The sequence below is a fragment of the Vogesella margarita genome, from assembly GCF_028548475.1.
Classification (GTDB): Bacteria; Pseudomonadota; Gammaproteobacteria; order Burkholderiales; family Chromobacteriaceae; genus Vogesella; species Vogesella margarita.
On sequence record NZ_JAQQLE010000017.1, the window covers coordinates 1 to 22,189 of the forward strand.

Genomic DNA, 22,189 nt, shown 5'->3' on the forward strand with positions numbered 1-22,189 from the left:
GAACAGGACCGTGAAACGCCTTAGCGCCGATGATAGTGCAGATACCTGTGTGAAAGTAGGACACCGCCAGACGCCCCTTACGAAGCCCAGCTCAATCGAGCTGGGCTTTGTGCTTTGTGGCGCGCACGAGGCCGAGAAGGCAGACAGCCCGGCCTGGCGGCCGGGCTTGGCTTTGGGGCTAACTGCGGCCAACCTTGCCCACCTTGTCGGGATATGGGGCCGGCAACCACTCCCGTGCTCAGCGGTTGAACAGCCCCCCTTGGCGAGGTCCAGGCCTTGTGCCAGCAGGTTGTCGGCAGGCAGCTCGCCACCCGGTGTCAGACTGTCGACCAGGGTGGGCAGATGCTCGGCCAGTTGTTGCGACAGCTGGCTGCTGTCCAGCCCCAGCTTGGCGGCGATATCACCGAGCTGGCTCTGGCCGAGCACCGATTCGATCTGTTCCGGGGTGATGCCGAGGTTGCTGCCGGTGCCGACCCAGGAGTTGACGATTTCGCCCAGACCGCCGCTCTGGAATTTCTCGACCAGGCCGCTGACGCCGCCGTTTTGCTCCAGCAGCGTATTGGCGCTGCTTAACCAGTTACTGTCGCCGCCGTTATCCAGCAGACTGCCAAGTTGATTGAACAGGCTCATGATCGACCTTTCTGTTGGGGGAGATTCTGGTTTAAACCATAGTCAGGTTACAGACAATGCGTTTGTCGCGGATGTTCCTCCGCGGCTTGCCGGTGTGTGGCGTGTTTGGCTAAGCTGCTGTTTCTATTTGTGTTGCCGTGGCCGGATGACGGCAATGACGTGGACTTTGTCTCGCGACTAGCGCATACTGCCGCGTTCGCATTTTGGGAGAGTATCATGCCGATCAATTATTTCGACATGCAGCGCCTGGCTGCAGTCAAGCTGAAAGACGATATCCGCAAGAAGGGATCGCCAGACCGTTTCGGCAAGGATTCCAACGACGGCAAGTCCACCGGCAAGGGTAATCCACTGCTGGGGCAGTTGCTGCAGCAGGTGAAGCCGCAGTCTAAGTAAGCCGTTGCGGCCAAGGTTGGCCGCAAATAAAAAAAGCCGCCGCTCCCGAAGAGCGGCGGCTTTTTGTTTGGGTGGCGTTCAGACGGTGTCGCTGCCTTCCGGCAGGGCGATGCGGTTGTCCTTGCTGAACTGGTAGTCGTGGAACACGTGCTCGGCGCTGAGGATCTGGTAGCTGCCATCGGCGTTGCGATGGGTGGTGTCCTTCAGGCGGTAGGTGTAGTGGCCGCAGGTCCAGCAGTCGAAGTTGCGCATGTGGGTGCACAGGCAGGTCTTGTCCCAGATGCGTACGCGGCGCTCGCCCGGGTGGGCGGCGTGTTCGCGGTTGTAGGCATCGATGTACTGGCAGTTGCCGGAGGCGTCGAGCAGGTAGCCGTAGGCCTCGCAGTTGGGGCGGATGATGTCGCCGATCGCCGGGCTGCTCTTCAGCATGCGCATCGGGTAGCCGGTCGGCGAGATCTGGTTGACCTCGATCTCGTCCTCGCTGGCCTTGAAGTACTCCTGCTGCACGTTCTCCGGCAGGCCGCATTCGCGGGTGACGGTGAAGCGGGTGGCGACCTGTACGGCGGCGGCGCCCATTTCCAGGAAATTGGTGGCGTCGGTGCCGGTGAAGATGCCGCCGGCCGGGACCAGCGGGATGTCCAGTTTCTGCTCGACCAGCCAGTCGCGGATCTCGGCGACGATGGTGGCCAGGTCGTACTGTGCCCAGTCGAGACCGAAGCCGAGGTGGCCGCCGGCCAGCGGGCCTTCGATCACGATGTAGTCGGGCAGGCGGTTGGTGCGGGCGCTCTTCTTCAGGAACAGCTGCAGCGCGCGCAGCGACGACACGATGATGCCCAGCTTCACGTCGCGGAAGCGCGGGTGGTCCTCGATCAGGGCGAAGCTGCCCAGGTGCAGGCCGGCGGCGAGGGTGATGCCGTCGATGCCGGCGTCCATGGCGGCGCGCATGCGGACACGCAGGGTGTCCTTCGGCGCGTTCATGGTCAGTTTTTCCATGCAGTTGATGAACACCATGCCGTCGCCGCGCTTGGCGTCCATGGTGTGGCCGACATGCAGCTTGGTCGCCTCTTCCAGCAGGCCGAGGTTGAACTGCACCACCGACTTGTCGCTGTTCTCGACGTTGAATTTGTACTGCTTCAGCTTGTCCTTGACGTACTTGGTGTTGAAGCGGCGGTCGGTAACGGTCGGCACCATGGCATCCGAGATGTGGCCGATGCCGCCAAGGCGGGCGGCTTCCAGCGCCAGCGCGGCGGTGGAAATGTCCACGCCCATGCCACCGGTGATGATGGGGACCAGCTCTTTGTCGCCCAGTTTCAGGCGAAAGTCATCTACGCACTTCATTGCTTTGGTGTCCGTTTCCGTGTTGCCGGGGGCCGCGATCCTGGCCGCAGACCAGCTTTAGAGTAATTGCTCGCCCAATATCATACCATTTCCGACCCTGCCCGGTCTCGTCACGTGTGCCGGCACTGGCCGGCAGTTTGCAGGAGCGATTGTGGCGCGCAAGGGTGGGACTATTTGTTGCGGCCAACGTTCGGCATCGCGTCATGACAATTGCCAGTGGTTCTGCTTTTCAAGCGGGGATTGCTGGCTATAGTGATACCTGAACATTGCTATTTGCATGTCATTTACGGGCGGCCCGTGCTGGCGGTGCCGCGATTGCGTGTCGTGGTGTGTCGAAGAGGCCGGCTTATGGCGGTACTGCTTGGACTGTTGCCAACACTGTTGCCCATTCTCGGTCTGTTCGGGCTGTATGTGGCGGTGCTGGCGGTCATCCCCGGTGCACGGCTGCGCTGGCGCAATGCGGCGCTAGCGCTGATCTTTACCGGTGCCATGCTCTACACCCTGGCCTATCCGTTTGCGGTGGCGCCAGGGGTGATTCTTGATGCGCGCGGTGCCATTCTCGCGGTTGCCATCCTGTTTGGCGGGCCGTGGGTGGGCGGCATCACCGCGCTGGCCGGCTGCCTGTTCCGTTTGCAGCTGGGGGGCACCGGCGCCGTGGCCGGCGTGTTCGGGCTGATGCTGAACCTGCTGGGCACGCTGTGGCTGTTGCGTTACCAGAGTCGGCCGCTGCTGGCGGCACAGCCGTTTCCGGCGTCGCTGCGGCTGGTCTCGCACCCGCTGCGGCTCGGCCTGCTGGTCGGCGGCTGGGCCGGGCTGGCCGAGGCGCTGTCGCTGCTGCTGATTCCGCCGTGGCAGCAGGGCTGGGGCCTGTTTGTCGATTCCGGCCTGACGCTGGCCGGCGTGCAGCTGCTCGGGTTTTTCGTGATGGGCAGCCTGCTGTGGACCTATCACCAGCGCCAGCTGCTGGAGCAGGCGCTGCGCCGCGCGGAGCTGGATCTGCTGCTGGCGCGTCAGGAACGTGACGAACGCTTCGAGGCGATCTTCGAGCAGGCCGCGGTCGGCATCGCGCTGGTGGCGCCGGACGGCAGCCTGCTCAAGGTCAACCGCAAACTGTGCGACATCCTCGGTCTCGAGCGTGCCGAGCTGCTGGCACGCACCTTCCAGGCGGTGACCTACCCCGAGGATCTGGACGCCGACCTGGCGCGGGTGACGCAGCTGCTGGCCGGCGAGATCGACACCTACCAGCTGGAAAAACGCTACCTGCGTGGCGATGGCGCGCCGGTCTGGGCCAACCTGACGGTGTCGCTGGTGCGTCACGGCGACGGCCGGCCGCACTACTTCATCAGCTTCATCGAGGACATCAGCGAGCGCAAGGCCTACCAGCAGCAGATCAGCACGCTGGCGTTCCAGGACGTGCTCACCGAGCTGCCCAACCGGCGCCTGTTCCTCGACCGGCTGCGCTACGCGCTGGTGCGCAGCGAGCGCAGCCAGCAGTATGGCGCGATCCTGCTGCTCGACCTCGACCACTTCAAGACCCTCAATGACACCCAGGGTCACGATGTCGGCGACAGCTTCCTGCAGTGCATCGCGCTACGGCTGCGCGAGTGCGTGCGCGCCGAGGACACCGTGGCGCGGCTCGGCGGCGACGAGTTCATGGTGATCCTGGAAGGACTGGGCAAGGATGAGGCCAACGCCTCCAGCCACGCGGAGCGGCTGGGGGAGCAGATCCGGCTGGCGGTCGGCCTGCCATTTTCCTTCGAGCGCAAGGACGGATCGCGCGCATTCCAGACCACGGCCAGCATCGGCATCAGCCTGTTCCATGGCGACAGCGTCTCGCTGGACGACCTGCTGAAGCAGGCCGATCTGGCGCTGTACGACGCCAAGGCCGCCGGCCGCAACACGCTGTGTTTCTACAATATCGAGATGCAGTACGCGCTGGAGATCCGCGCGGTGATCCAGAGTGCGCTGTACCACGCGCAGGAGCTGAACGAGCTGCAGATCTACGCCCAGCCGCAGGTCGATCGCGACGGCCACCTGGTCGGCGCCGAACTGCTGCTGCGCTGGCAGCACCCGATGGTCGGCTGGATCTCGCCGAGCCAGTTCATCCCGCTGGCGGAGGAAACCGGCACCATCCTGCCGATCGGGCAGTGGGTGCTGCGTAGCGCCTGCCAGACGCTGGCGCGCTGGGCCCGCCAGCCGCAGTACGCGGCACTGACGCTGTCGATCAATGTCAGCATCCGCCAGTTCCGCCACGCCGGCTTCGTCGACGAGGTGCGCACCATCCTGGCCGAAACCGGCGCGCCGCCGGCCCGGCTGAAGCTGGAGCTGACCGAGAGCATCGTCATCGACAACGTCGACGACACCGTCCGCAAGATGAACCAGCTGCGCCAGATGGGCATCCGCTTCTCGATGGACGACTTCGGCACCGGCTACTCCTCGCTGTCCTACCTGAAAAAGCTGCCGCTGGACCAGATCAAGATCGACCAGAGCTTCATCCGCGACATGACCTGCGACGCCGACGATGCCGCCATCGTCACCGCCATCCTGTCCATCAGCCGCAGCCTGTCGCTGCAGGTGGTGGCCGAAGGGGTGGAGACCGAGGCGCAGCAGCAGTTCCTCTACGAGCACGGCTGCGAGCTGTACCAGGGCTTTTTGTACGGACGGCCGATGCCGCTGGCCGAGCTGGAGCACTTCCACCAGCACGTGCGCTGAGTGTGGCCGCGGCCCATCCCCCATGCCATACAAGATTTCTTAACGAATTGCCGCTCCCGATTTTCATGGTTAGCCGTTAATCTGCGTGCTACGCAGCGAATTCCTTCTTCTCAGATTCCCCGCGCCGCACCGGCCCCGGATGCATTCCGTCGGTAGCCGCCGTGACGGGCGCGGGCCTAACGGCAGGCATAGTCATGAAGCACAAACCCCTCCTCGTGGCGGCGGTCATCACGGCGCTGGGTGGCGCCATCTGGTGGCAGCAGGGCGCCCATTCCCCGGCGCCGGCCAACGCCGCGCGCGGCAAGCGCGCCACCAGTGTCGAGCTCAGCCCGGTCAGCAGCGCGCCGGCCAGCATCCGTCTCAGCACCAACGGCAACGTCACCGCACTGGACCGGCTGGAGCTGCGGCCGCAGGACAGCGGCGTGATCGCCGCCATCCGCGTGCGCGAAGGACAGCAGGTGGCGGTGGGCGAGGTGCTGGTGCAGCTGGACGCTGCCGCCGAGCGGGCGGATCTGGCCAAGGCGCGTGCCGCGCTGGCCGCCAACCAGGCGCAGCTGAACATCGCCCGCCGCGAGCTCGCGCGCAGCCAGGAGCTGAAGCAGCAGCAGTTCATCTCCCAGAGCGCGCTGGACACGGTGCAGGCGAGGGTGGAGTCGCTTGCGGCCAACCTTGCCGCCGACCGCGCGCAGATCGACGCGGTGCAGGTGCAACTGGCGCGCAAGACGCTACGCGCGCCGGTGGCCGGCCAGGTCGGTGCCATCAGCCTGTCGCCGGGCGCGCTGGTGCAGCCGTCGATGGCGAGCCCGCTCTTGACCATCACCCGCGTCGCACCGGTGGCGGTCAGCTTCTACCTGGCGGAGCGCCAGCTGCCGGCGGTGCGTCAGGCGCAGGCCCAGGCGCCGCTGACGGTGTACGCGCTGAACGAGGCCGACGGCAGCTGCCATCAGGGGCAGCTCAGCTTCATCGACAGCGCGGTGGACAGCAGCAACGGCAACGTGCTGCTCAAGGCGCAGTTTGCCAACGCCGGCCGCGCACTGTGGCCGGGGCAGTTCGTGCGCGTGACGCTGGATGCCGGCCACTACCGCGACGCGGTGGCGCTGCCGGTGGCGGCGCTGGTGACCGGCCCCGACGGCCAGTTCGCCTACGGCGTGGACAAGGACAACAAGGTGCGGCGCCTGCCGCTGACCTTGCTGGCGGTGCAGGACGAGCAGGCCATCGTGCGCGGCATGGCAGCCGGCACCGGGGTGATCAGCAGCGGTGGCCAGAACGTGCGCCCCGGCGAGACGGTGACGGTGAGCCGTGCCAGGCCGCGCGCGGCGAACGCCGCCGCCCAGTCTGAGATGACCAGCTGCCCGGCGCCTGCGGCCAACGTTGGCCGCAAGGCAGTCGCCTCCGCCGCAGCCGGGGTGGCGCCATGATGAACCTGTCCGAACTGTGCATCCGCCGCCCGGTGATGACGGTGCTGCTGTGCCTGAGCCTGGTGATCGGCGGCCTGCTGGTGCTGGGGCGGCTGCCGATCGCTGCGTTGCCGAGTTTCGACACGCCGACCATCAACGTCTCCGCCAACCTGTCCGGCGCCAGCCCGGAAACCATGGCCTCGTCGGTGGCCACGCCGCTGGAAAAGCAGTTCGCCACCATTCCCGGCATCAGCATCATCAGCTCCAGCAGCACCCAGGGCAGCACCTCGATCACGCTGGAGTTCGTGCCCAGCCGCGACATCGACGCCGCCGCGGTCGACGTGCAGGCCGCGCTGCTGCGCGCGCAGCGCGGCCTGCCGGAGGAGATGACGCAGCTGCCGTCCTATCGCAAGGTCAACCCCGCCGACGCACCCATCCTGCTGCTGGCGGTGAACTCGCCGTCGCTGGCGCTGACCGCGCTCAACGACTACGCCGAAAACCTGGTGTCGCCGACGCTGTCGACGCTGGACGGCGTGGCGCAGGTGCAGATCTTCGGCCAGAAACGCTACGCGGTGCGCATCAAGCCGGACCCGCAGAAGCTGGCGGCGCTGGACCTGACGCTGGAAGACATCGCCACCGCGGTGCGTGCGGCCAACGTCAACACGCCGCTGGGCACGCTGGAAGGCCCGGCGCAGATCCTCACCATCCAGAGCAACCGCCAGCTGCGCAACGCCGCCGAATTCGCCGCGCTGGCGATCGCGCAGAGGCAGGGCAGCGTGGTGCGCCTGGCCGACGTGGCGACGGTGGAAGACAGCGTGGAAAACCTGAAGACCGGCAGCTGGGTCAACGGCGAGCGCTCCATCGTGCTGGCGGTGTTCCGCCAGGCCGACGGCAATACCGTGGCGGTGGTCGACGCCATCCGCGCCGCACTGCCGAAACTTGAGGCGCAGCTGCCCGGCTCGGTGCGCATTGCGCCGCTGAGCGACCGCTCGGAGTCGATCCGCGAGGCGGTGCACGACGTCAACCTGACGCTGATGCTGACGGTGGCGCTGGTGGTGATGGTGATCTTCATCTTCCTGCAGCGCGCGGCGGCGACGGCGATCCCGGCGCTGTCGCTGCCGGTGTCCATCATCGGCACGCTGGCGCTGATGTTCTTCCTCGGCTTCAGCCTCAACAACATCACGCTGCTGGCGCTGACGCTGGCGGTGGGGCTGGTGGTCGACGACGCGGTGGTGGTGCTGGAGAACATCGTGCGCTACCGCGAGCAGGGCTTGTCGGCGCTGGAGGCGGCGCTGCGCGGCTCGCGCGAGGTGGCGTTCACCATCGTGTCGATCTCGCTGTCGCTGGTGGCGATCTTCATCCCGATCTTCTACATGGAAGGCGTGATCGGGCTGCTGTTCCACGAATTCGCGGTGGTGGTGACCATGGCGGTGCTGGTGTCGGCGCTGGTGTCGCTGACGCTGATCCCGATGTTGGCCGCACGCTTTTTGCGCGGCGACCAGTCGCACAGCACGCTGCACAATCCGCTGGCGCGCAGTTTCGAGCGCGCCTTCGCCACGGTGCTGGCGGCGTACCAGCGCACGCTGGACGGGGCGCTGCACTGGCGCCGCACCACGCTGCTGGTGGCGCTGCTGACCTTCGCCGGTTCGGCGTGGATGTTCATGGCGATCCCGAAGGGCTTTTTCCCGAACGAGGACAACGGCCAGATCACCATCATTACCGATGCCGGCCAGGACGTGTCCTACCAGCGGCTGGCCGAGCTGCAGCAGCGCGCCAGCGACATCGTGCGCGACAACCGCCACGTCGCCAGCGTCACCTCGTCGCTGAACAGCGGCGGCGGGCGCATGTTCGTGTCGCTGAGGCCGCGCGGCCAACGTCCGGACATGGACAGCGTGGTCGGCGAATTGCGCCGCGAGCTGGGCCGCGTCACCGGGCTGACCTCGTTCATCAACCCGGTGCAGAGCCTGCGCCTGGGCGGCCGCTCGTCCAAGAGCCGCTACCAGTACGTGCTGCAGAGCGTGGAGTCGGCGGCGCTGTACGAGTGGTCGGACAAGCTGGAGCGCGCGATGCGCGCCGAGCCGATGTTCCAGGACGTGACCAGCGACGCCCAGCTCAAGGGGCTGCAGGCGCAGCTGCTGGTCAACCGCGAACAGGCGGCGCAGCTGGGCGTCAGCCTGCAGGCGATCCGCAACACGCTGTACGCCGCCTTCGGCCAGCGCGAGGTGTCCACCATCTACACCCCGTCGGACAGTTACCCGGTGGTGATGCAGCTGGACGAGCGCTACCGCATCAACGAGAACGACCTGACGCGGCTGTCGGTGCGCAGCAGCAACGGTACGCTGGTGCCGCTGTCGGCGCTGGCCAGCGTACAGCGCAATGTCGGGCCGGTGTCGGTGAACCACCAGGGCCAGCTGCCGGCGGTGACGGTGTCGTTCAACCTCGCCCCCGGCGTGGCGCTGGGCGATGCCGATACCCGGCTGAAGGCGATCGCCGCCGACATCGGCCTGCCGGCCAGCATCTTCACCAGCTACGGCGGCGACGCCGCCGCCTTCGCCCAGTCGCAGGGCAGCCAGACCGTGCTGCTGGCGGTGGCGGTGCTGGTGATCTACGTGTTGCTGGGGGTGCTGTACGAGAGCTACATCCACCCGCTGACCATTCTCGCCGGCCTGCCGTCGGCGGCGATGGGCGCGCTGGGGGCGCTGATGCTGTCCGGGCAGGAGCTGACCATCATCGCCAGCATCGGCATCCTGATGCTGATCGGCATCGTGAAGAAGAACGCGATCATGATGATCGACTTTGCGCTGGCGGCGCAGCGCGAGCAGGGCATGACCCCGTTCGACGCCATCCGCACCGCCTGCCTGCTGCGGCTACGCCCGATCCTGATGACCACGCTGGCGGCGATGATGGGCGCGCTGCCGATTGCGCTGGGGCTGGGCGCCGGCGCCGAACTGCGCCAGCCGCTGGGTCTGGCGGTGGTCGGCGGGCTGGTGTTCTCGCAGCTGATCACGCTGTACATCACCCCGGTGCTGTACCTGTGGTTCGACCAGCTGGGGTCGCGGCGCGCCGCCGTGCCGCAGGCGGTGTAGCGTGTTAGCGGTCCGGACGGCATCGCGACAGCCCGGCATTCCGATGCCGGGCTGTCGTTTTTTATGTCGTCCTGTTTCTATGATTTGATAGTTAATGCTTTATGTAACTGCGGTCATTTGCTGACAACTGTAGTGCGCGGTCGCGATCAAGGTTGGCCGCAGGCCGGCGCGCGCCGGCTTGATTGCCGCCCCCCCGGTCCGCGCGGCATAATCCATTGATTATCAAAAGACATAAAGAGATGCACATGGCAATGCTGGGTCTGCGGGGAAAATCGTTGTTGGCATTATTGCTGGCCTGTCTTATTGCCCTGGTGCCGGCTGCGCTGATCGGCTGGCAGGTGGTGGACAGCATCCGCACCCACTTCGGCGAGGCCTTCGCGCGCAACACCACCCTGCTGCAGCGCGAGAAGATCTTCGCGCCGCTGTCGCGCGAGCTGGCGCTGTCGCTGCGGCTGGCCGACTCCGAGGTCACCCGCCAGTGGCTGCGCGACGAGACCGACGTCGCCAAGCGCCAGCTGTTCTTCCGCGAGGCGGAGGGTTACCGCCGCGATTTCCGCGACCACTCCTACTTCCTGATCAGCAACCGCACGCACGCCTACTACTTCAACGACGGCAAGAGCCCGCACACCGAATCCGCACGCTACCTGCTGCGCGCCGACAAGGCCGACGACAGCTGGTACTTCAATACCCTGCGCGATACCGCTACTTTCAACATCAACGTCAACCACGACAGCCAGCTGAACGTGACCAAGGCGTGGATCAACGTCATCGTGCACGAGAACGGGCAGAAGGTCGGCCTGGCCGGTACCGGGCTGGAGCTGACCACCTTCCTCAACGACTTCGTCCGTAGCCGCGAGGCCGGCATCACGCCGATGATCCTCAACCGCCAGGGCGCGATCCAGGCGCACCCCGATCCGCGCCTGATCGCGCTCAATTCCGTCTCCGGCAAGGGGGCGCTGCACGGCGGCCTGCAGCAGCAGCTGGCCGATGACCAGGAGCGGCAGGCACTGCGGCTGGCGATGCGGCAGGCCGAATCCCGTCCCGGCGAGGTGGCGATGCTGCAGGCGACGCTGGGCGGCAAGCCGCAACTGCTGGCGCTGAGCTTCATTCCGGAGCTGGGCTGGCACGTGGTGACCGCGGTGGACCTGAATGCGGCACGGGTATTCGACGGCCCGTGGCTGACGCCGGCGCTGATCGCGCTGGCGGTGCTGCTGGCGGCGCTGCTGCTGGGTTTTGCCTGGGCGGTGGAAAAGCTGGTGTTGCGTCCGATCAGCCAGCTGCGCAAGTCGGCGCAGGCGATGGCGGCGGGGCAGTACGAGGTAGCGCTGCCGGCGGAGCGCGACGACGAGATCGGCGAGCTGAGCGCCGCCTTCGGCGTGATGGCGCACAAGGTGCGCAGCCATACCAGCGAGCTGGAATACCGGGTGCGCGAACGCACCCGCGCGCTGGAAGAGGCCAACCGCGAGATGGCGGCCGCGCACAAGAAGATCGGCGACTCCATCGACTACGCCAGCCTGATCCAGCGCGCGATGCTGCCCGACCGCCAGCTGGTGCAGGCGCTGGGGCAGAAGCACGCGGTGCTGTGGCGTCCGCGCGACGTGGTCGGCGGCGATTTCTACGTCTACCGGGCCGGCGAACACACCCTGCTGTTCGGCGTGGTCGATTGCGCCGGCCACGGCGTACCGGGCGCGCTGATGACGATGCTGGCGCACGCCGCCATCGACCAGGCGATCGTCGACGCCGGCATGGACGATCCGGCCGGCATCCTGACCCGCTGCGACCGCATCCTGCGCGGCATGCTGCGCGAGGAGCGCGACGGCCACGTGCTGGCCACCAATATGGACGCCGGCTTTGCCTGCGTCGACCTGCAGGCGCGCACCGTCACCTTCGCCGGCGCCAAGATCGCGCTTTACTACAGCGACGGCGACGATGTCGGCGAGCTGCCCGGCGCGCGGCGCGCCATTGGTGACAAACGCATCGGCGAGTACCAAAATGCACAGTTGCCGCTACAGGCCGGGCGCAGTTTCTACATGACCACCGACGGTTTCCTCGACCAGGCCGGTGGCGAACTGGGCTACGGCTTTGGCAGCAGCCGTTTCGCCGACATGATCCGCCGCCATGCCCGCCTGCCGCTGGACGAGCAGGGGCAGGCATTCAGCGCCACGCTGGCCGAGTATCAGGGGCAGCACGCGCAGCGCGACGACATCACCATGCTGTGTTTCCGTTTTGACTGATGCTCAACCAGGGGGGCTTCCATGGAACCGTTTGACCTGTTCAGCATGCGCGAGAGCTATAACCGCCAGCAGATCATGCTGTGCTTCAATGGCCCGATCTCGCGCAGCCTGATCGAGGAAATTGGCAACGCGCTGCGCAATTATCTGGCGGCGGATCACGCACATCCGTCGTCGGCGATGGATGTGTTCGGTGTCTACATCGAGCTGACACAGAACATCCGCCACTACGCGCAACAAAAAGGCTGGACCGAGACCGACGCCAGCGCCACCGTGGTGGTGGCGCGCAACGACGCCGGTCACTACGTGGTGTCCGCCGGCAACATCATCGAGCAGGCCGACGGCGAGGCCCTGCTAGCCTGCATCGACGAGCTGGCCAGCCTCGACAAGGCGGCGCTGAAGGCGCGCTACAAGGAGCAGCTGCGCAAGCCGCGCGAGGCCGAGGCCGCCAGCGGCGCGGGGCTGGGGCTGATCGACATCGCCCGCAAGTCCAGCGCACCGCTGCAGGCCAGCCTGCGGCAGTTGACGGATGGCCGCGCCTTTGTCAGCCTGCGCGCCGAGATCTGAACCTTTACCGAGCACCCAGACGATGAGCAATTTCTCCATCCCCGGCAGTCAATCCACTCCCGCCATCGACGGCGACTGGGACCACGGTACCCTGTCGATGCAGGGGGATTCCTATCCGGAAAACTCCTACGAACTGTTCCAGCAGGTGTTCAGCTGGGTCGAGCGCTTCCTGCTGGAAGCCGGCCGCCCGCTGACGCTGGAGCTGCGCCTGTTGTACCTCAATACCAGCAGCATCAAGGCGATGATGGACATCTTCGACCTGCTGGAAGACGCACACCACGAAGGCAAGCCGGTGGCGGTGAACTGGCGCTATGACCCGCGCAACGAGCGGGTGGCGGAGCTGGCGGAAGAATTCAAGGAAGACTGTACCTTCCCGTTTGCCATTGTCGCGCTGGATTCGGCGACCAGCACATCATGAGCCGCGACAACGGTGAGCTGGAAGAGCTGATCAAGCGCCAGCTGGCGGATCCGGACCTGCGCGAGCATCCGCTCAACTTCACGCTCGGCCAGCTGTGGTTCCAGTACCGCGAGCTGCTCAACCGCATGGAGCGCATCACCCGCATGTCGGACGCCTACCAGAGCATGGCGCGGCAGCGCGAGCTGAGCCTGGCCGAGCGCTTCGACAAGCAGCTGCGCCAGCTGGAAAAGGTGGCGCGCATCTCCGACCGCTACCAGCACATGATGCGCGAGCTGAATATCGCGCTGAAGGAAGCCGCCACCCACGACCCGCTCACCGCGCTGGCCAACCGCCGCCCGCTGATCGAGCGTCTGAAGGCGGAGATGGAGCGCAGCGAACGCCTGGGCCACCCCTTCTGCGTCGCCATGCTCGACATCGACCGCTTCAAGAACATCAACGACGGCCACGGCCACGATGTCGGCGACACCGTGCTGATCGAGACGGCGCGGGTGATGGAGGCGGAGGTGCGCGAGTACGACCTGTGCGGCCGCTGGGGCGGCGAGGAATTCCTGATCATCCTGCCGGAATCGACGCTGGCGCTGGCCGACGACATCGTCCGCCGCGTGCGCGGCTGCATCGGCCAGCTGAAGGTACGCGTCGGTGACGAAGTGCTGTCGGTCACCATCAGCGCGGGGCTGGCACAGTACCGTGGCGGGGGCGAGAGCTACTCCGGGCTGCTCAACCGCGCCGATGCGGCGCTGCTGCAGGCCAAGCGCGACGGGCGCGACAGCCAGCGACTGGCCGACTGAGCCAGGTCACCGCCGGCCACGGCGGTGACAAAACTCCCTCGCGGCGTTCTGCCGCATCCGTTTCCCCGTATTTCCTTGGTCCTGCGCCGGCATCAGCCGTTGCCGGCGCCCGTTTCGGCGAATTCCGCCAGCGCCCAGTCGCGGAACGCGATCACGCTCGGCAGGTCGGCCAGTTCCTGCGGGTAGATCAGGTAGTAGGCCCATTCGGTCTGCAGCGCGATGTCGGACAGCGCGATCAGGCTGCCGTTGGCCAGCTCCTCGCCGATCATGCTCTCGTCGGCCAGCGTGATGCCCATGCCGCGCAGGGTGGCGGTGATCGCCAGGTCCAGCGTGTCGAAGGTGTAGGCGTCGAGATTGCCGCTGACCTCCACCCCGGCCAGCGTAAACCAGTGCTGCCAGAAGTTGTCGGCGTGCGACGGGTGCAGCAGCGGGTAGTCGCGGAACGCGTCCGGTGCCGGTGGCGCGGCACTGCCGAACAGTGCGGGCGCCGCCACCGGAATGAAGCGCGCCGGGCGCAGGCGGTGGTAGACCAGCCCCGGCTCCTTGGTCAGGCTGGCCTGGAACGAGATGTCGTACTCGCGGCTCTTGAAGTTGGGGTCGAAACCGGTGATCGAGATCATGCTGACGATCAGCTGCGGATGGCGGGCGCGGAAACCGGCCAGTTTGGGCAGTACCCAGCGTGCGGCGATCGATGGGCTGGTCTTGATGCGCAGCTCGCGGCTGCGGCGGTTGATGGCGTCGCTGGCCGCCTCGATGCGGTGGAAGGCGTCGCGTACCGCCGGCAGTAGTGCCATGCCCTCCGGTGTCAGCGCCAGGCCGCGGGCCTGACGCACGAACAGCTGCAGGCCGTAGTGCGCTTCCAGTGCCTGGATGTGGCGGCTGACCGCGCCCTGGGTCAGGTGCAGGGTATCGCCGGCGCGGGTGAACGACAGCTGTTCGGCTGCCACCAGGAACACGCGCAGCGCGTTGAGGGGAGGGAGTTTCATCTACAGAGTCGTCATGAGTTTTATGCATGGTAAACATGCGTATTAATGCTTTGTCAACCATGGGCCTTGCCCGTATTCTCTAGCGCGCTGCCGATAAAGATGAATGACTTAGCGCATTGTGCGGAACGGCTTGTCGTGACGCGTCATCTTTCAGCAATGCAATAATTTCATGCGCTGCTCCGGCGCAAGATTGTTTTTGTTCTGCCGGCTTTTTTGGCACGACCCGCTTGCGGCGGGTGGCCAGACGAATTGAAGGGTGTGCTTGCGGCGTGGCCGGCAAGGACACCATGAGGAACCAGCCCTGTCCGACAGGGGTGTGTAGGCGTGATGCCGCAGTAACGAATGGGTCGTGCTGCGGTGGATCACCGCGGTGTCCGGCGTCGCCGGGTACTGGCTGTATGGCCCTGCTTGCCAGGGTTTTGCTCTGTCTCACGGTGTCCCGCCGGATCACGATCCGGCGGGTTTTTTTTGTCTTGCGGCCAAGGTTGGCCGCAACGGCATGTCCGCTCAGACCTCCGCCCACATCCGCAGCAGGTTGTGATACAGCGCGGTCAGGTTCACCACTTCCTCGCTGTCTCCCAGCCGCTGGCGCAGCGCGATGATGGACATATCCATGTCGAACAGCATCGCGCGCCTGGCGTCGTCGCGGATCATGCTCTGCGTCCACATGAACGAGGCCAGCCGCGCGCCGGCGGTGACCGGCTCCACCCGGTGCAGGCTGGTGGACGGGTACAGGATCATGTCGCCGGCCGGCAGCTTGACGCTGTGCAGGCCGTAGGTGTCCTCCGCCACCAGCTCGCCGCCCTGGTACTCGTCCGGATTGCTGAAGAACAGTGTGCACGACACGTCAGTGCGCACGTACTGGCCAGTGAGCGGGTCGCTGCGGATGGCGTTGTCGACGTGGTTGCCGTAGTTCATGCCGCCCTGGTAGCAGTTGAACATCGGCGTCATGGTGACCTTGGGCAGCGCCGCCGACATGAACAGCGGATTGCGTGCCAGCGCGCGCTGCACCAGCGCCGCCAGTTCGCGCGTGGCTTCGCCCTGTGGCGGCAGTTGCAGATTGTGTTTGACGTCGAGCGCCTGGTGGCCGGCGGTGGCGCGGCCGTCCTGCCACTGGGCGTTGGCCAGCAGCATGCGGGCGTGGGACAGTTCTTCGGCGGTGAGGACTTCGGGGATGTGCAGCAGCATGGGTTTTCCTGATCAGAACGGGGTTGGCAGACGCAGGGGACGGGGTGGCGCATCCTGCCAGCGTTGTGGCGAGCGTTCTGCCGCGCTCGCCACAACGGCCTTGCGGCCAACCTTTGGACGACAAGGTTGGCCGCAAGGCGCGCGGACTTAGTACTTGTAGCCCACGGTCAGCTGCACCTCGCGCGGCGATGCGGCGGAGGCATGGCCGCCGTACAGCGCGTCGTAGTACTTCTTGTTGGTGAGGTTGTTGACGTTGAGGCGCACCTGGTACTTGCGCTCCTCGTACGACAGCATCGCGTCGGTACGCACATAGCCCGGGGCGAAGCGGGTCTTGGACTGGTCGCTGCTGGAGTCGGCCACGTAGCGCTTGCCGGTGTAGTACAGGCCGACACCGGCGGTGACCTTGTCGGTCACCTTGTAGGTGGTCCAGATGTTGGCGGTCTTCTTCGGCGTGTATTTCGGCACCGCGCCCTTGTTGGCGTCGGTCGGCGCGTTGTTGGCCCAGCCCTGGTCGATCTTCGGATCCATCAGCGTGGCGCCGGCGAACACTTCCCACTTCTCGCTGAGGCGGCCGGCCACTTCCACTTCGATGCCGTCGGTGTGGCGTTTGGCGTAGAGGATGGCGACATCCGGCGACAGCGCGTCGGTGTTGCGCTCGTTCAGCTTCTCGGTGCGGAACAGGGCGGCGCGCAGGGTGGCATCGCCGTCGGCCAGATCCCACTTGGCGCCGACCTCGTAGTGCTTGTTGCGCTCCGGTTTCTGTCTGTCGGTGGAGAGGCCGGCGGACAGGTCGTACTGGTAGGCCTCGCCGGACGGGTTCATCAGGCTGCTGTAGCCGAGGTAGTAGCTGGATGCCTGGGTCGGCTGCCAGATCAGGCCGGTACGGTAGCTGAGGCCGCGGTCGTCGCGCTTGCTTTCACCGGTCTGGGCACCGGTGGTGGTGTTGTAGGTCTTGTAGGTGCCTTCCAGCTGGTCCATGCGCAGGCCGGCCATCACCTTCCACTGCGGGTTCAGCGCCACGGTGTCGGTGACGTAGGCGGCCAGGTTGCGGGTCACGAAGTCGTTGGAGCGGTGGCGGGTGTAGCCGCCGGTGTAGAAGCCTTCCGGATTGCCGACGCTGCCGACCACGTTCGGGATCGCGGTCGTGGCGCGGATGCTGTACGCGTTCTGCGTCTCGCGGGTGAGCTCCACGCCGGCCAGCAGTTCGTGGCCGAGGCTGCCGGTGTCGAACTTGCCGTTGTAATCGATGCTCAGCGACTGGGTCTCGTTCAGTGAGCCGCGCAGCTTGCCGCTGTAGCCGAGCTGGGTGGCGTCGGTGACCGGGGTGCCGGCCGGCGAGTTGCGCAGCTGTGGCTGCGACACGATCACTTCGCGGTCGTAGCGGCCGACGCGCAGCTGGGCGGCGATCTCGTTCTTGCTGTCCAGCTTGTGGGTGGCGCGCACGGTGCTGATGTCGGCGGTGATGTCCTCGCTGTTCATGCCCTGCAGGCCGTAGTAGCGGTCCACCGGCACGTCGATGGGCTGCAGCGTGTTGGGGTCGAACGGCACGCCCAGCATCGGGGTGTTGTTTTCCTTCAGCTGCATGTGCGACAGCACGATGGTGGTTGGCTCACCAAGGCCGAAGGCGATCGACGGCGCGATGCCGTGGCGCTTGGATTCGCTGATGCCGTCCGGGCTGCCGTCGTTGGTGGCCATCACGTTCAGGCGGATGGCGGCGGTGTCGGACAGCGCCTGGTTGATGTCGGCGGTGCCGCGATAGAAGTCGTTGGTGCCGACCGTGGTGGACAGTTCCACCTGTTCGCCGGCGAACGGGGTCTTGCTGACCTGGTTGATCACACCGCCGGTGGAGCCGCGGCCGAACAGCATCGAGCTGGCGCCCTTCAGTACCTCGATGCGCTCGTCGTTGAACGGATCGCGGTTGTACTGCGCCACGTCGCGCTGGCCGTCGCGGTAGGTGTCGCCAAAGGCGGAGAAGCCGCGCAGGATGATGGAGTCGCCGGAGCGGCCGCCCTCGCCGGCGACGAAGGTGATGCCGGACACGTTCTTCAGCACGTCCTTCATGTTGATATCGCCCTGGTCGGCGATCAGCTGGCGGGTGACCACCGATACCGCCTGCGGTACGTCCTTCAGCGCCTGCTTCTGCTTGCCCAGCGTGGTGGTGGCGGCGTTGTAGCTGCCGCGTGGCGCCTGTTGCGCCTGCACCTTGACGGTTTCCAGCTGGGCGGTGTCGTTGCTCTTGGTGTCGTCGGCCAGCGCCAGGCCCGGCGCCAGGCTGACGGCCAGTACGCCTGCCATCATCTTCTTCGGTAGTTTTTTCTGCGCGATGGCGGCAGAGGGGGTGAGATGCCGTTTCATTATTGTGGTAGTCCGTGTGCAAGGTTGAAGACAACACGCGTCCCGCACCACGGCCGGCGGGCCGTGGCGTCAGGGATGGTACGCGCGGGAAAAATCGGCTAGCTGAAAATCAGTCGGCTTCGGTGACGAAGCCGATACGGCTCACACCGGCGCTTTGCGCGTCGGCGAGGGTGATGGCGACCAGCTCGTAGCGCACCGACTTGTCGGCGCGCAGGTGCAGCTCGACTTCAGGGTTGGCCGCGGCGGCCTCGGCAAAGCGGCTGCGCAGCGCGCCGGATTCCACCGGTGCGTCGTTCCAGAACATCTTGCCCTCGGCGTCGATCACCAACCGGATCGCCTGCGGCTTGTCCTGATGCTGCGCGGCGCTGGCCTGTGGCAGGTCGAGCTTCACCGCATTGGTCAGCAGCGGCGCGGTGATGATGAACACCACCAGCAGGACCAGCATCACGTCGACCAGCGGCGTGGTGTTGATCTCGGCCATCGGCGCGTCGGCGCCCTTGTCAAAACTACCGAACGCCATCTTCACCTCCGCGGGTCAGCAGCTGCGCGTGCAGGTCGTGGGTGAAGTGATCCATGTCCTGGTTGATGACGCGGTTCAGGCGCACGAAGGTGTTGTAGGCCATCACCGCCGGGATGGCGGCGGCCAGGCCTGCCGCGGTGGCGACCAGCGCCTCGCCGATCGGGCCGGCGACGGTGGCGATCGACACCTGGCCCTGGGCGCCGATATTGACCAGCGCGTGGTAGATGCCCCACACCGTGCCGAACAGGCCGATGAACGGCGCGGTGGAGCCGATGGTGGCGAGGAAGGTCATGCCGCCCTCCAGCTGTTGCTGTTCCTGCGCCAGACGCTTGCGCAGCGCGCGGGTCAGGTATTCATCCAGGCTGCAGCTCTGGCCCAGTGAGCTGGCGCTGTGCTGGCGGTACTGGCGCAGCGCGCCGAGGCCGTCCTGGGTCAGGCGTGCCACCGGGGCTTCGCTGCCCTGCAGCGCGGTTTCCACTTCGCTCCACGACGCGGCCGCCCACAGCGTGGCCTCCGAGGCGCGGTTGTTGCGCCGTACCTGCCACGCGCGCCAGCCGCGCAGCGCGATGAAGTACCAGGTGAGGATCGACATCGCGATCAGGATCAGGAACACCGACACCAGAATGGCGTCGCCCTGTTGGAAAGTCAGCATCAGATTCATGGTTCAGGCTTTGGTGAGGTCGAAATCGACATTGAAGACATAGGTATAGGGTATGGCCTCGCCGCCGCGCGTCGCCGGACGGAAGCGCCAGTTGCGTACCGCCTGCAGCGCGGCGCGGTCCAGGCGCGGGAAGCCGCTGGAGCGTGCGACGCTGACCTCCTGTGCGCGGCCGTCGGCACCGACCGCCACACGCAGGCCAACGGCGCCGGCTTCGCCCAGCTCGATCGACAGCGGCGGATATGCGGGACGCGGGTTGCCGAGGTGGCCGCCGATATGGGTCGGCGGGACGACCGGTGCCGGTGGTGCCGGCGGCGCGGGCTCGCTACGGCTGGCGACCGGCGCCTCGGCTACGGCCGAGGTCTTGCTGGTGTCGGCCTCGGCGCGGGTGTCGGTGGTGATCGCCTTCGGTGATGGCTTGATGGGCGCCGGTAGCGGTCGCGGTGCTGGCGCCGCCTTGTGCGGCTTGACGGTCGCCGTCTTGACCGGCGCGGGCGGAGCCGGGCGGATGGCCGGGGCCGGTGTCGGAATGGTCACCATTTCCATCGGCAGCGCCTGGGGCGGCTGCGCCGGCGGCGCGGCGTGGCTCATCGACAGCAGCAGGCCGACGTGGCCGGCGGTGATGGCTGCCAGCGTGGTGCAGCGTGAAAACGAGGATTTCATTGCAAATCATCTTGATAGTAATTCTCGTTTATATTATCGACGACAAGGCGAGGGGTCAACTTCGGCGTGATGGCGCTGCGGCAGAATGGGGGGCAGGTGCCGGTAGCGGGCGCTTGATTAATGCGTGGCTGGCTACATATTGAAAAGATCGACCGACATCCCGTGGTCGCACTTTATTGGGGCAGGCAATGCAGCAGTTTGACGGAACTACCATCGTATCGGTGCGCCGTGGCCAGCGCGTGGCGCTGGGCGGCGACGGCCAGGTAACCCTCGGCAACATCGTGATCAAGTCCACCGCGCGCAAGGTGCGTCGCCTGTATCACGGCAAGGTGCTGGCCGGTTTCGCCGGCGGTACCGCCGACGCCTTCACCCTGTTCGAACGCTTCGAGGCCAAGCTGGAAAAACACCAGGGCCATCTGGTGCGCTCGGCGGTGGAGCTGGCCAAGGACTGGCGTACCGACCGCATGCTGCGCCGGCTGGAGGCGATGCTGATCGTCGCTGACCTCGAATCGACGCTGATCATCACCGGCAACGGCGACGTGCTGGAGCCAGAGCAGGGCATCGCCGCCATCGGCTCCGGTGGCGCCTTCGCCCAGTCCGCTGCGCGCGCGCTGTTCGAGAACACCGATCTCGATCCGGAAGTGGTGGTGAAGAAGTCGCTGGAGATCGCCGGCGACATCTGCATCTATACCAATCACAACCACCTGATCGAAACCCTGGGCTGAGTTGCGGCCAACCTTTACTGCGGATATCTCCATGACCACCATGACGCCACAGGAAATCGTCCACGAACTGGACAAGCACATCATCGGCCAGCAGGCCGCCAAGCGCGCCGTCGCCATCGCCCTGCGCAACCGCTGGCGCCGCCAGCAGGTGGCCGAGCCGCTGAAGAGCGAGATCACCCCCAAGAACATCCTGATGATCGGGCCGACCGGCGTCGGCAAGACCGAGATCGCCCGTCGTCTGGCGCGGCTGTCCAACGCGCCGTTCATCAAGGTGGAAGCCACCAAGTTCACCGAGGTCGGCTACGTTGGCCGCGATGTCGACACCATCATCCGCGACCTGGTGGAAGTGGCGCTGAAGGAGGCGCGTGACGCCGCCATCGTGCGCAACCGTCACCGCGCCGAAGACGGCGCCGAAGAACGCATCCTCGACGTGCTGCTGCCACGGCCGCGGCAAGCGGCCGGCTTCTTCACCGAAGAGCCCGCCGGCGACAAGCCGGAAGACGGCGCCACCCGCCAGAAATTCCGCAAGAAGCTGCGCGAGGGTGAACTGGACGACAAGGAAATCGAGATCGAGCTGGCCGAGGCGCCGGCGCGCATGGAAATCCTGAGCCCGCCGGGTATGGAAGACTTCTCCAGCCAGCTGCAGGGCCTGTTCCAGGGCCTCAACGCCGGCAAGAAGAAGACGCGCAAGCTGACCATCGCCGAAGCCTACAAGCTGCTGATCGACGAAGAGGCGGCTAAGCTGGTCAACGACGAGGAGATCAAGGCCGAGGCGCTGCGCAATGTCGAGCAGAACGGCATCGTGTTCCTCGACGAGATCGACAAGGTCACCAGTCGCGCCGAAGGCAACAGCGCCGACATCTCGCGTGCCGGCGTGCAGCGCGACCTGCTGCCGCTGGTGGAAGGCACCACCGTCACCACCAAGTACGGCATGATCAAGACCGACCACATCCTGTTCGTCGCCTCTGGTGCCTTCCACCTGTCCAAGCCGTCGGATCTGATCCCGGAGCTGCAGGGCCGCTTCCCGATCCGCGTTGAGCTAGACTCGCTGTCGGTCGACGACTTCAAGGCCATCCTCACCAGCACTGACGCCTGCCTCACCCGCCAGTACCAGGCGCTGCTGGCCACCGAAGGCATTGAGCTGGTGTTTGCCGACAGCGGCATCCAGCGCCTGGCAGAGATCGCGTGGCAGGTGAACGAGAAGACTGAGAACATCGGTGCGCGTCGTCTCTATACCGTGATGGAGAAGCTGCTGGAGAGCCTCGCCTTCGACGGCAAGGCCGGCCGCTTCGAACTGGATGCCGACTACGTCGACAGCAAGCTTGATCTGCTGGCACAGCGTGAGGACCTGGCGCGTTACGTTCTGTAAGTACAAGGTTGGCCGCAGGCTTGCGGCCAACCTTGTCAGCGTCAGCGTCAGCGGCCGCCGTCAGGCGGCCGTTAACGTTTCAAAAGCGGGTAAATACAAAAATCCGGCGTAAAAAGGCGGGATTTGAATATTTGGCTGGCGGTGCGGGTAACGGTTTGGTGGCGG

At 66.0% G+C, this 22,189-nt stretch carries 18 protein-coding genes; 10 read left to right on the plus strand and 8 right to left on the minus strand.

All coding sequences use genetic code 11. From position 1 onward, the window contains the following. Positions 1 to 630: YidB family protein (locus PQU96_RS15670; RefSeq protein ID WP_272773338.1), on the minus strand; the 630-nt coding region annotated here is incomplete at its 3' end. A 216-nt stretch (positions 631 to 846) separates the two neighbouring features. Between PQU96_RS15670 and PQU96_RS15675 the strand changes: the two genes are divergently transcribed. Next, complete coding sequence (locus PQU96_RS15675; protein ID WP_272773339.1) at positions 847 to 1,023, plus strand: hypothetical protein; 177 nt, start codon at positions 847 to 849, stop codon at positions 1,021 to 1,023. Between the two features lie 78 nt (positions 1,024 to 1,101). Here PQU96_RS15675 and PQU96_RS15680 read toward each other — a convergent pair whose 3' ends face one another. Then, positions 1,102 to 2,361: a nitronate monooxygenase gene (locus PQU96_RS15680; RefSeq protein ID WP_272773340.1), complete on the minus strand. Its 1,260-nt coding sequence runs from the start codon at positions 2,359 to 2,361 to the stop codon at positions 1,102 to 1,104. Positions 2,362 to 2,709: 348 nt separating this feature from the next. Here PQU96_RS15680 and PQU96_RS15685 point away from each other — a divergent pair, with 348 nt between their 5' ends. The 7 genes from PQU96_RS15685 (at position 2,710) to siaD (ending at position 13,560) form a co-directional block, all read left to right on the plus strand. Next, positions 2,710 to 5,073 (plus strand): putative bifunctional diguanylate cyclase/phosphodiesterase, encoded by a 2,364-nt coding sequence (locus PQU96_RS15685; protein WP_272773341.1) that lies wholly within the window; start codon positions 2,710 to 2,712, stop codon positions 5,071 to 5,073. A gap of 194 nt (positions 5,074 to 5,267) precedes the next feature. Beyond that, positions 5,268 to 6,491 (plus strand): efflux RND transporter periplasmic adaptor subunit, encoded by a 1,224-nt coding sequence (locus tag PQU96_RS15690; RefSeq protein WP_272773342.1) that lies wholly within the window; start codon positions 5,268 to 5,270, stop codon positions 6,489 to 6,491. Further along, positions 6,488 to 9,556, plus strand: coding sequence for an efflux RND transporter permease subunit (locus PQU96_RS15695; protein ID WP_272773343.1), 3,069 nt, complete (start codon positions 6,488 to 6,490; stop codon positions 9,554 to 9,556). The genes PQU96_RS15690 and PQU96_RS15695 overlap by 4 nt, the downstream gene beginning before the upstream one ends. 245 nt (positions 9,557 to 9,801) lie before the next feature. Further along, positions 9,802 to 11,790 carry a biofilm regulation protein phosphatase SiaA gene (gene siaA, locus PQU96_RS15700; RefSeq protein ID WP_272773344.1) on the plus strand — a complete coding sequence of 663 codons (1,989 nt, stop codon included), beginning with the start codon at positions 9,802 to 9,804 and terminating at the stop codon, positions 11,788 to 11,790. Between the two features lie 21 nt (positions 11,791 to 11,811). Next, positions 11,812 to 12,354 (plus strand): biofilm regulation protein kinase SiaB, encoded by a 543-nt coding sequence (gene siaB / locus PQU96_RS15705; RefSeq protein WP_272773345.1) that lies wholly within the window; start codon positions 11,812 to 11,814, stop codon positions 12,352 to 12,354. 22 nt (positions 12,355 to 12,376) lie between these two features. Next, positions 12,377 to 12,772, plus strand: coding sequence for a biofilm regulation phosphoprotein SiaC (gene siaC / locus PQU96_RS15710; protein ID WP_272773346.1), 396 nt, complete (start codon positions 12,377 to 12,379; stop codon positions 12,770 to 12,772). Continuing rightward, positions 12,769 to 13,560, plus strand: a complete 792-nt coding sequence (siaD, locus tag PQU96_RS15715; RefSeq protein WP_272773347.1) for a biofilm regulation diguanylate cyclase SiaD — start codon at positions 12,769 to 12,771, stop codon at positions 13,558 to 13,560. Before siaC ends, siaD begins: the two co-directional genes overlap by 4 nt. Before the next feature lie 92 nt (positions 13,561 to 13,652). Here siaD and PQU96_RS15720 read toward each other — a convergent pair whose 3' ends face one another. The 6 genes from PQU96_RS15720 to PQU96_RS15745 form a co-directional block, all read right to left on the minus strand. Continuing rightward, the gene (locus PQU96_RS15720) at positions 13,653 to 14,546 is read right to left on the minus strand and encodes a LysR substrate-binding domain-containing protein (protein ID WP_272773348.1); all 894 of its coding nucleotides are present in this window, start codon (positions 14,544 to 14,546) and stop codon (positions 13,653 to 13,655) included. A gap of 507 nt (positions 14,547 to 15,053) precedes the next feature. Further along, positions 15,054 to 15,734, minus strand: coding sequence for a Fe2+-dependent dioxygenase (locus tag PQU96_RS15725; protein ID WP_272773349.1), 681 nt, complete (start codon positions 15,732 to 15,734; stop codon positions 15,054 to 15,056). 147 nt (positions 15,735 to 15,881) lie between these two features. Continuing rightward, complete coding sequence (locus PQU96_RS15730) at positions 15,882 to 18,089, minus strand: TonB-dependent receptor (protein ID WP_272773350.1); 2,208 nt, start codon at positions 18,087 to 18,089, stop codon at positions 15,882 to 15,884. A 109-nt stretch (positions 18,090 to 18,198) separates the two neighbouring features. Then, complete coding sequence (locus tag PQU96_RS15735) at positions 18,199 to 18,609, minus strand: ExbD/TolR family protein (RefSeq protein ID WP_272773351.1); 411 nt, start codon at positions 18,607 to 18,609, stop codon at positions 18,199 to 18,201. Then, complete coding sequence (locus tag PQU96_RS15740) at positions 18,596 to 19,261, minus strand: MotA/TolQ/ExbB proton channel family protein (protein ID WP_308446632.1); 666 nt, start codon at positions 19,259 to 19,261, stop codon at positions 18,596 to 18,598. The genes PQU96_RS15735 and PQU96_RS15740 overlap by 14 nt, the downstream gene beginning before the upstream one ends. 12 nt (positions 19,262 to 19,273) lie before the next feature. After that, positions 19,274 to 19,930, minus strand: coding sequence for an energy transducer TonB (locus PQU96_RS15745; protein ID WP_272773353.1), 657 nt, complete (start codon positions 19,928 to 19,930; stop codon positions 19,274 to 19,276). Between the two features lie 188 nt (positions 19,931 to 20,118). Here PQU96_RS15745 and hslV point away from each other — a divergent pair, with 188 nt between their 5' ends. After that, complete coding sequence (hslV, locus tag PQU96_RS15750) at positions 20,119 to 20,655, plus strand: ATP-dependent protease subunit HslV (protein ID WP_272773354.1); 537 nt, start codon at positions 20,119 to 20,121, stop codon at positions 20,653 to 20,655. Between the two features lie 31 nt (positions 20,656 to 20,686). Continuing rightward, positions 20,687 to 22,024, plus strand: a complete 1,338-nt coding sequence (gene hslU, locus PQU96_RS15755) for an ATP-dependent protease ATPase subunit HslU (RefSeq protein WP_272773355.1) — start codon at positions 20,687 to 20,689, stop codon at positions 22,022 to 22,024. The last annotated feature ends 165 nt before the right edge of the window (positions 22,025 to 22,189 follow it).

Bases quoted from the DNA above. Each gene is read 5' to 3' on its own strand.
- PQU96_RS15675 (WP_272773339.1), top strand. From the start codon at position 847: ATGCCGATCAATTATTTCGACATGCAGCGCCTGGCTGCAGTCAAGCTG.
- PQU96_RS15680 (WP_272773340.1), bottom strand. From the start codon at position 2,361: ATGAAGTGCGTAGATGACTTTCGCCTGAAACTGGGCGACAAAGAGCTG.
- PQU96_RS15685 (WP_272773341.1), top strand. From the start codon at position 2,710: ATGGCGGTACTGCTTGGACTGTTGCCAACACTGTTGCCCATTCTCGGT.
- PQU96_RS15690 (WP_272773342.1), top strand. From the start codon at position 5,268: ATGAAGCACAAACCCCTCCTCGTGGCGGCGGTCATCACGGCGCTGGGT.
- PQU96_RS15695 (WP_272773343.1), top strand. From the start codon at position 6,488: ATGATGAACCTGTCCGAACTGTGCATCCGCCGCCCGGTGATGACGGTG.
- siaA (WP_272773344.1), top strand. From the start codon at position 9,802: ATGGCAATGCTGGGTCTGCGGGGAAAATCGTTGTTGGCATTATTGCTG.
- siaB (WP_272773345.1), top strand. From the start codon at position 11,812: ATGGAACCGTTTGACCTGTTCAGCATGCGCGAGAGCTATAACCGCCAG.
- siaC (WP_272773346.1), top strand. From the start codon at position 12,377: ATGAGCAATTTCTCCATCCCCGGCAGTCAATCCACTCCCGCCATCGAC.
- siaD (WP_272773347.1), top strand. From the start codon at position 12,769: ATGAGCCGCGACAACGGTGAGCTGGAAGAGCTGATCAAGCGCCAGCTG.
- PQU96_RS15720 (WP_272773348.1), bottom strand. From the start codon at position 14,546: ATGAAACTCCCTCCCCTCAACGCGCTGCGCGTGTTCCTGGTGGCAGCC.
- PQU96_RS15725 (WP_272773349.1), bottom strand. From the start codon at position 15,734: ATGCTGCTGCACATCCCCGAAGTCCTCACCGCCGAAGAACTGTCCCAC.
- PQU96_RS15730 (WP_272773350.1), bottom strand. From the start codon at position 18,089: ATGAAACGGCATCTCACCCCCTCTGCCGCCATCGCGCAGAAAAAACTA.
- PQU96_RS15735 (WP_272773351.1), bottom strand. From the start codon at position 18,609: ATGGCGTTCGGTAGTTTTGACAAGGGCGCCGACGCGCCGATGGCCGAG.
- PQU96_RS15740 (WP_308446632.1), bottom strand. From the start codon at position 19,261: ATGCTGACTTTCCAACAGGGCGACGCCATTCTGGTGTCGGTGTTCCTG.
- PQU96_RS15745 (WP_272773353.1), bottom strand. From the start codon at position 19,930: ATGAAATCCTCGTTTTCACGCTGCACCACGCTGGCAGCCATCACCGCC.
- hslV (WP_272773354.1), top strand. From the start codon at position 20,119: ATGCAGCAGTTTGACGGAACTACCATCGTATCGGTGCGCCGTGGCCAG.
- hslU (WP_272773355.1), top strand. From the start codon at position 20,687: ATGACCACCATGACGCCACAGGAAATCGTCCACGAACTGGACAAGCAC.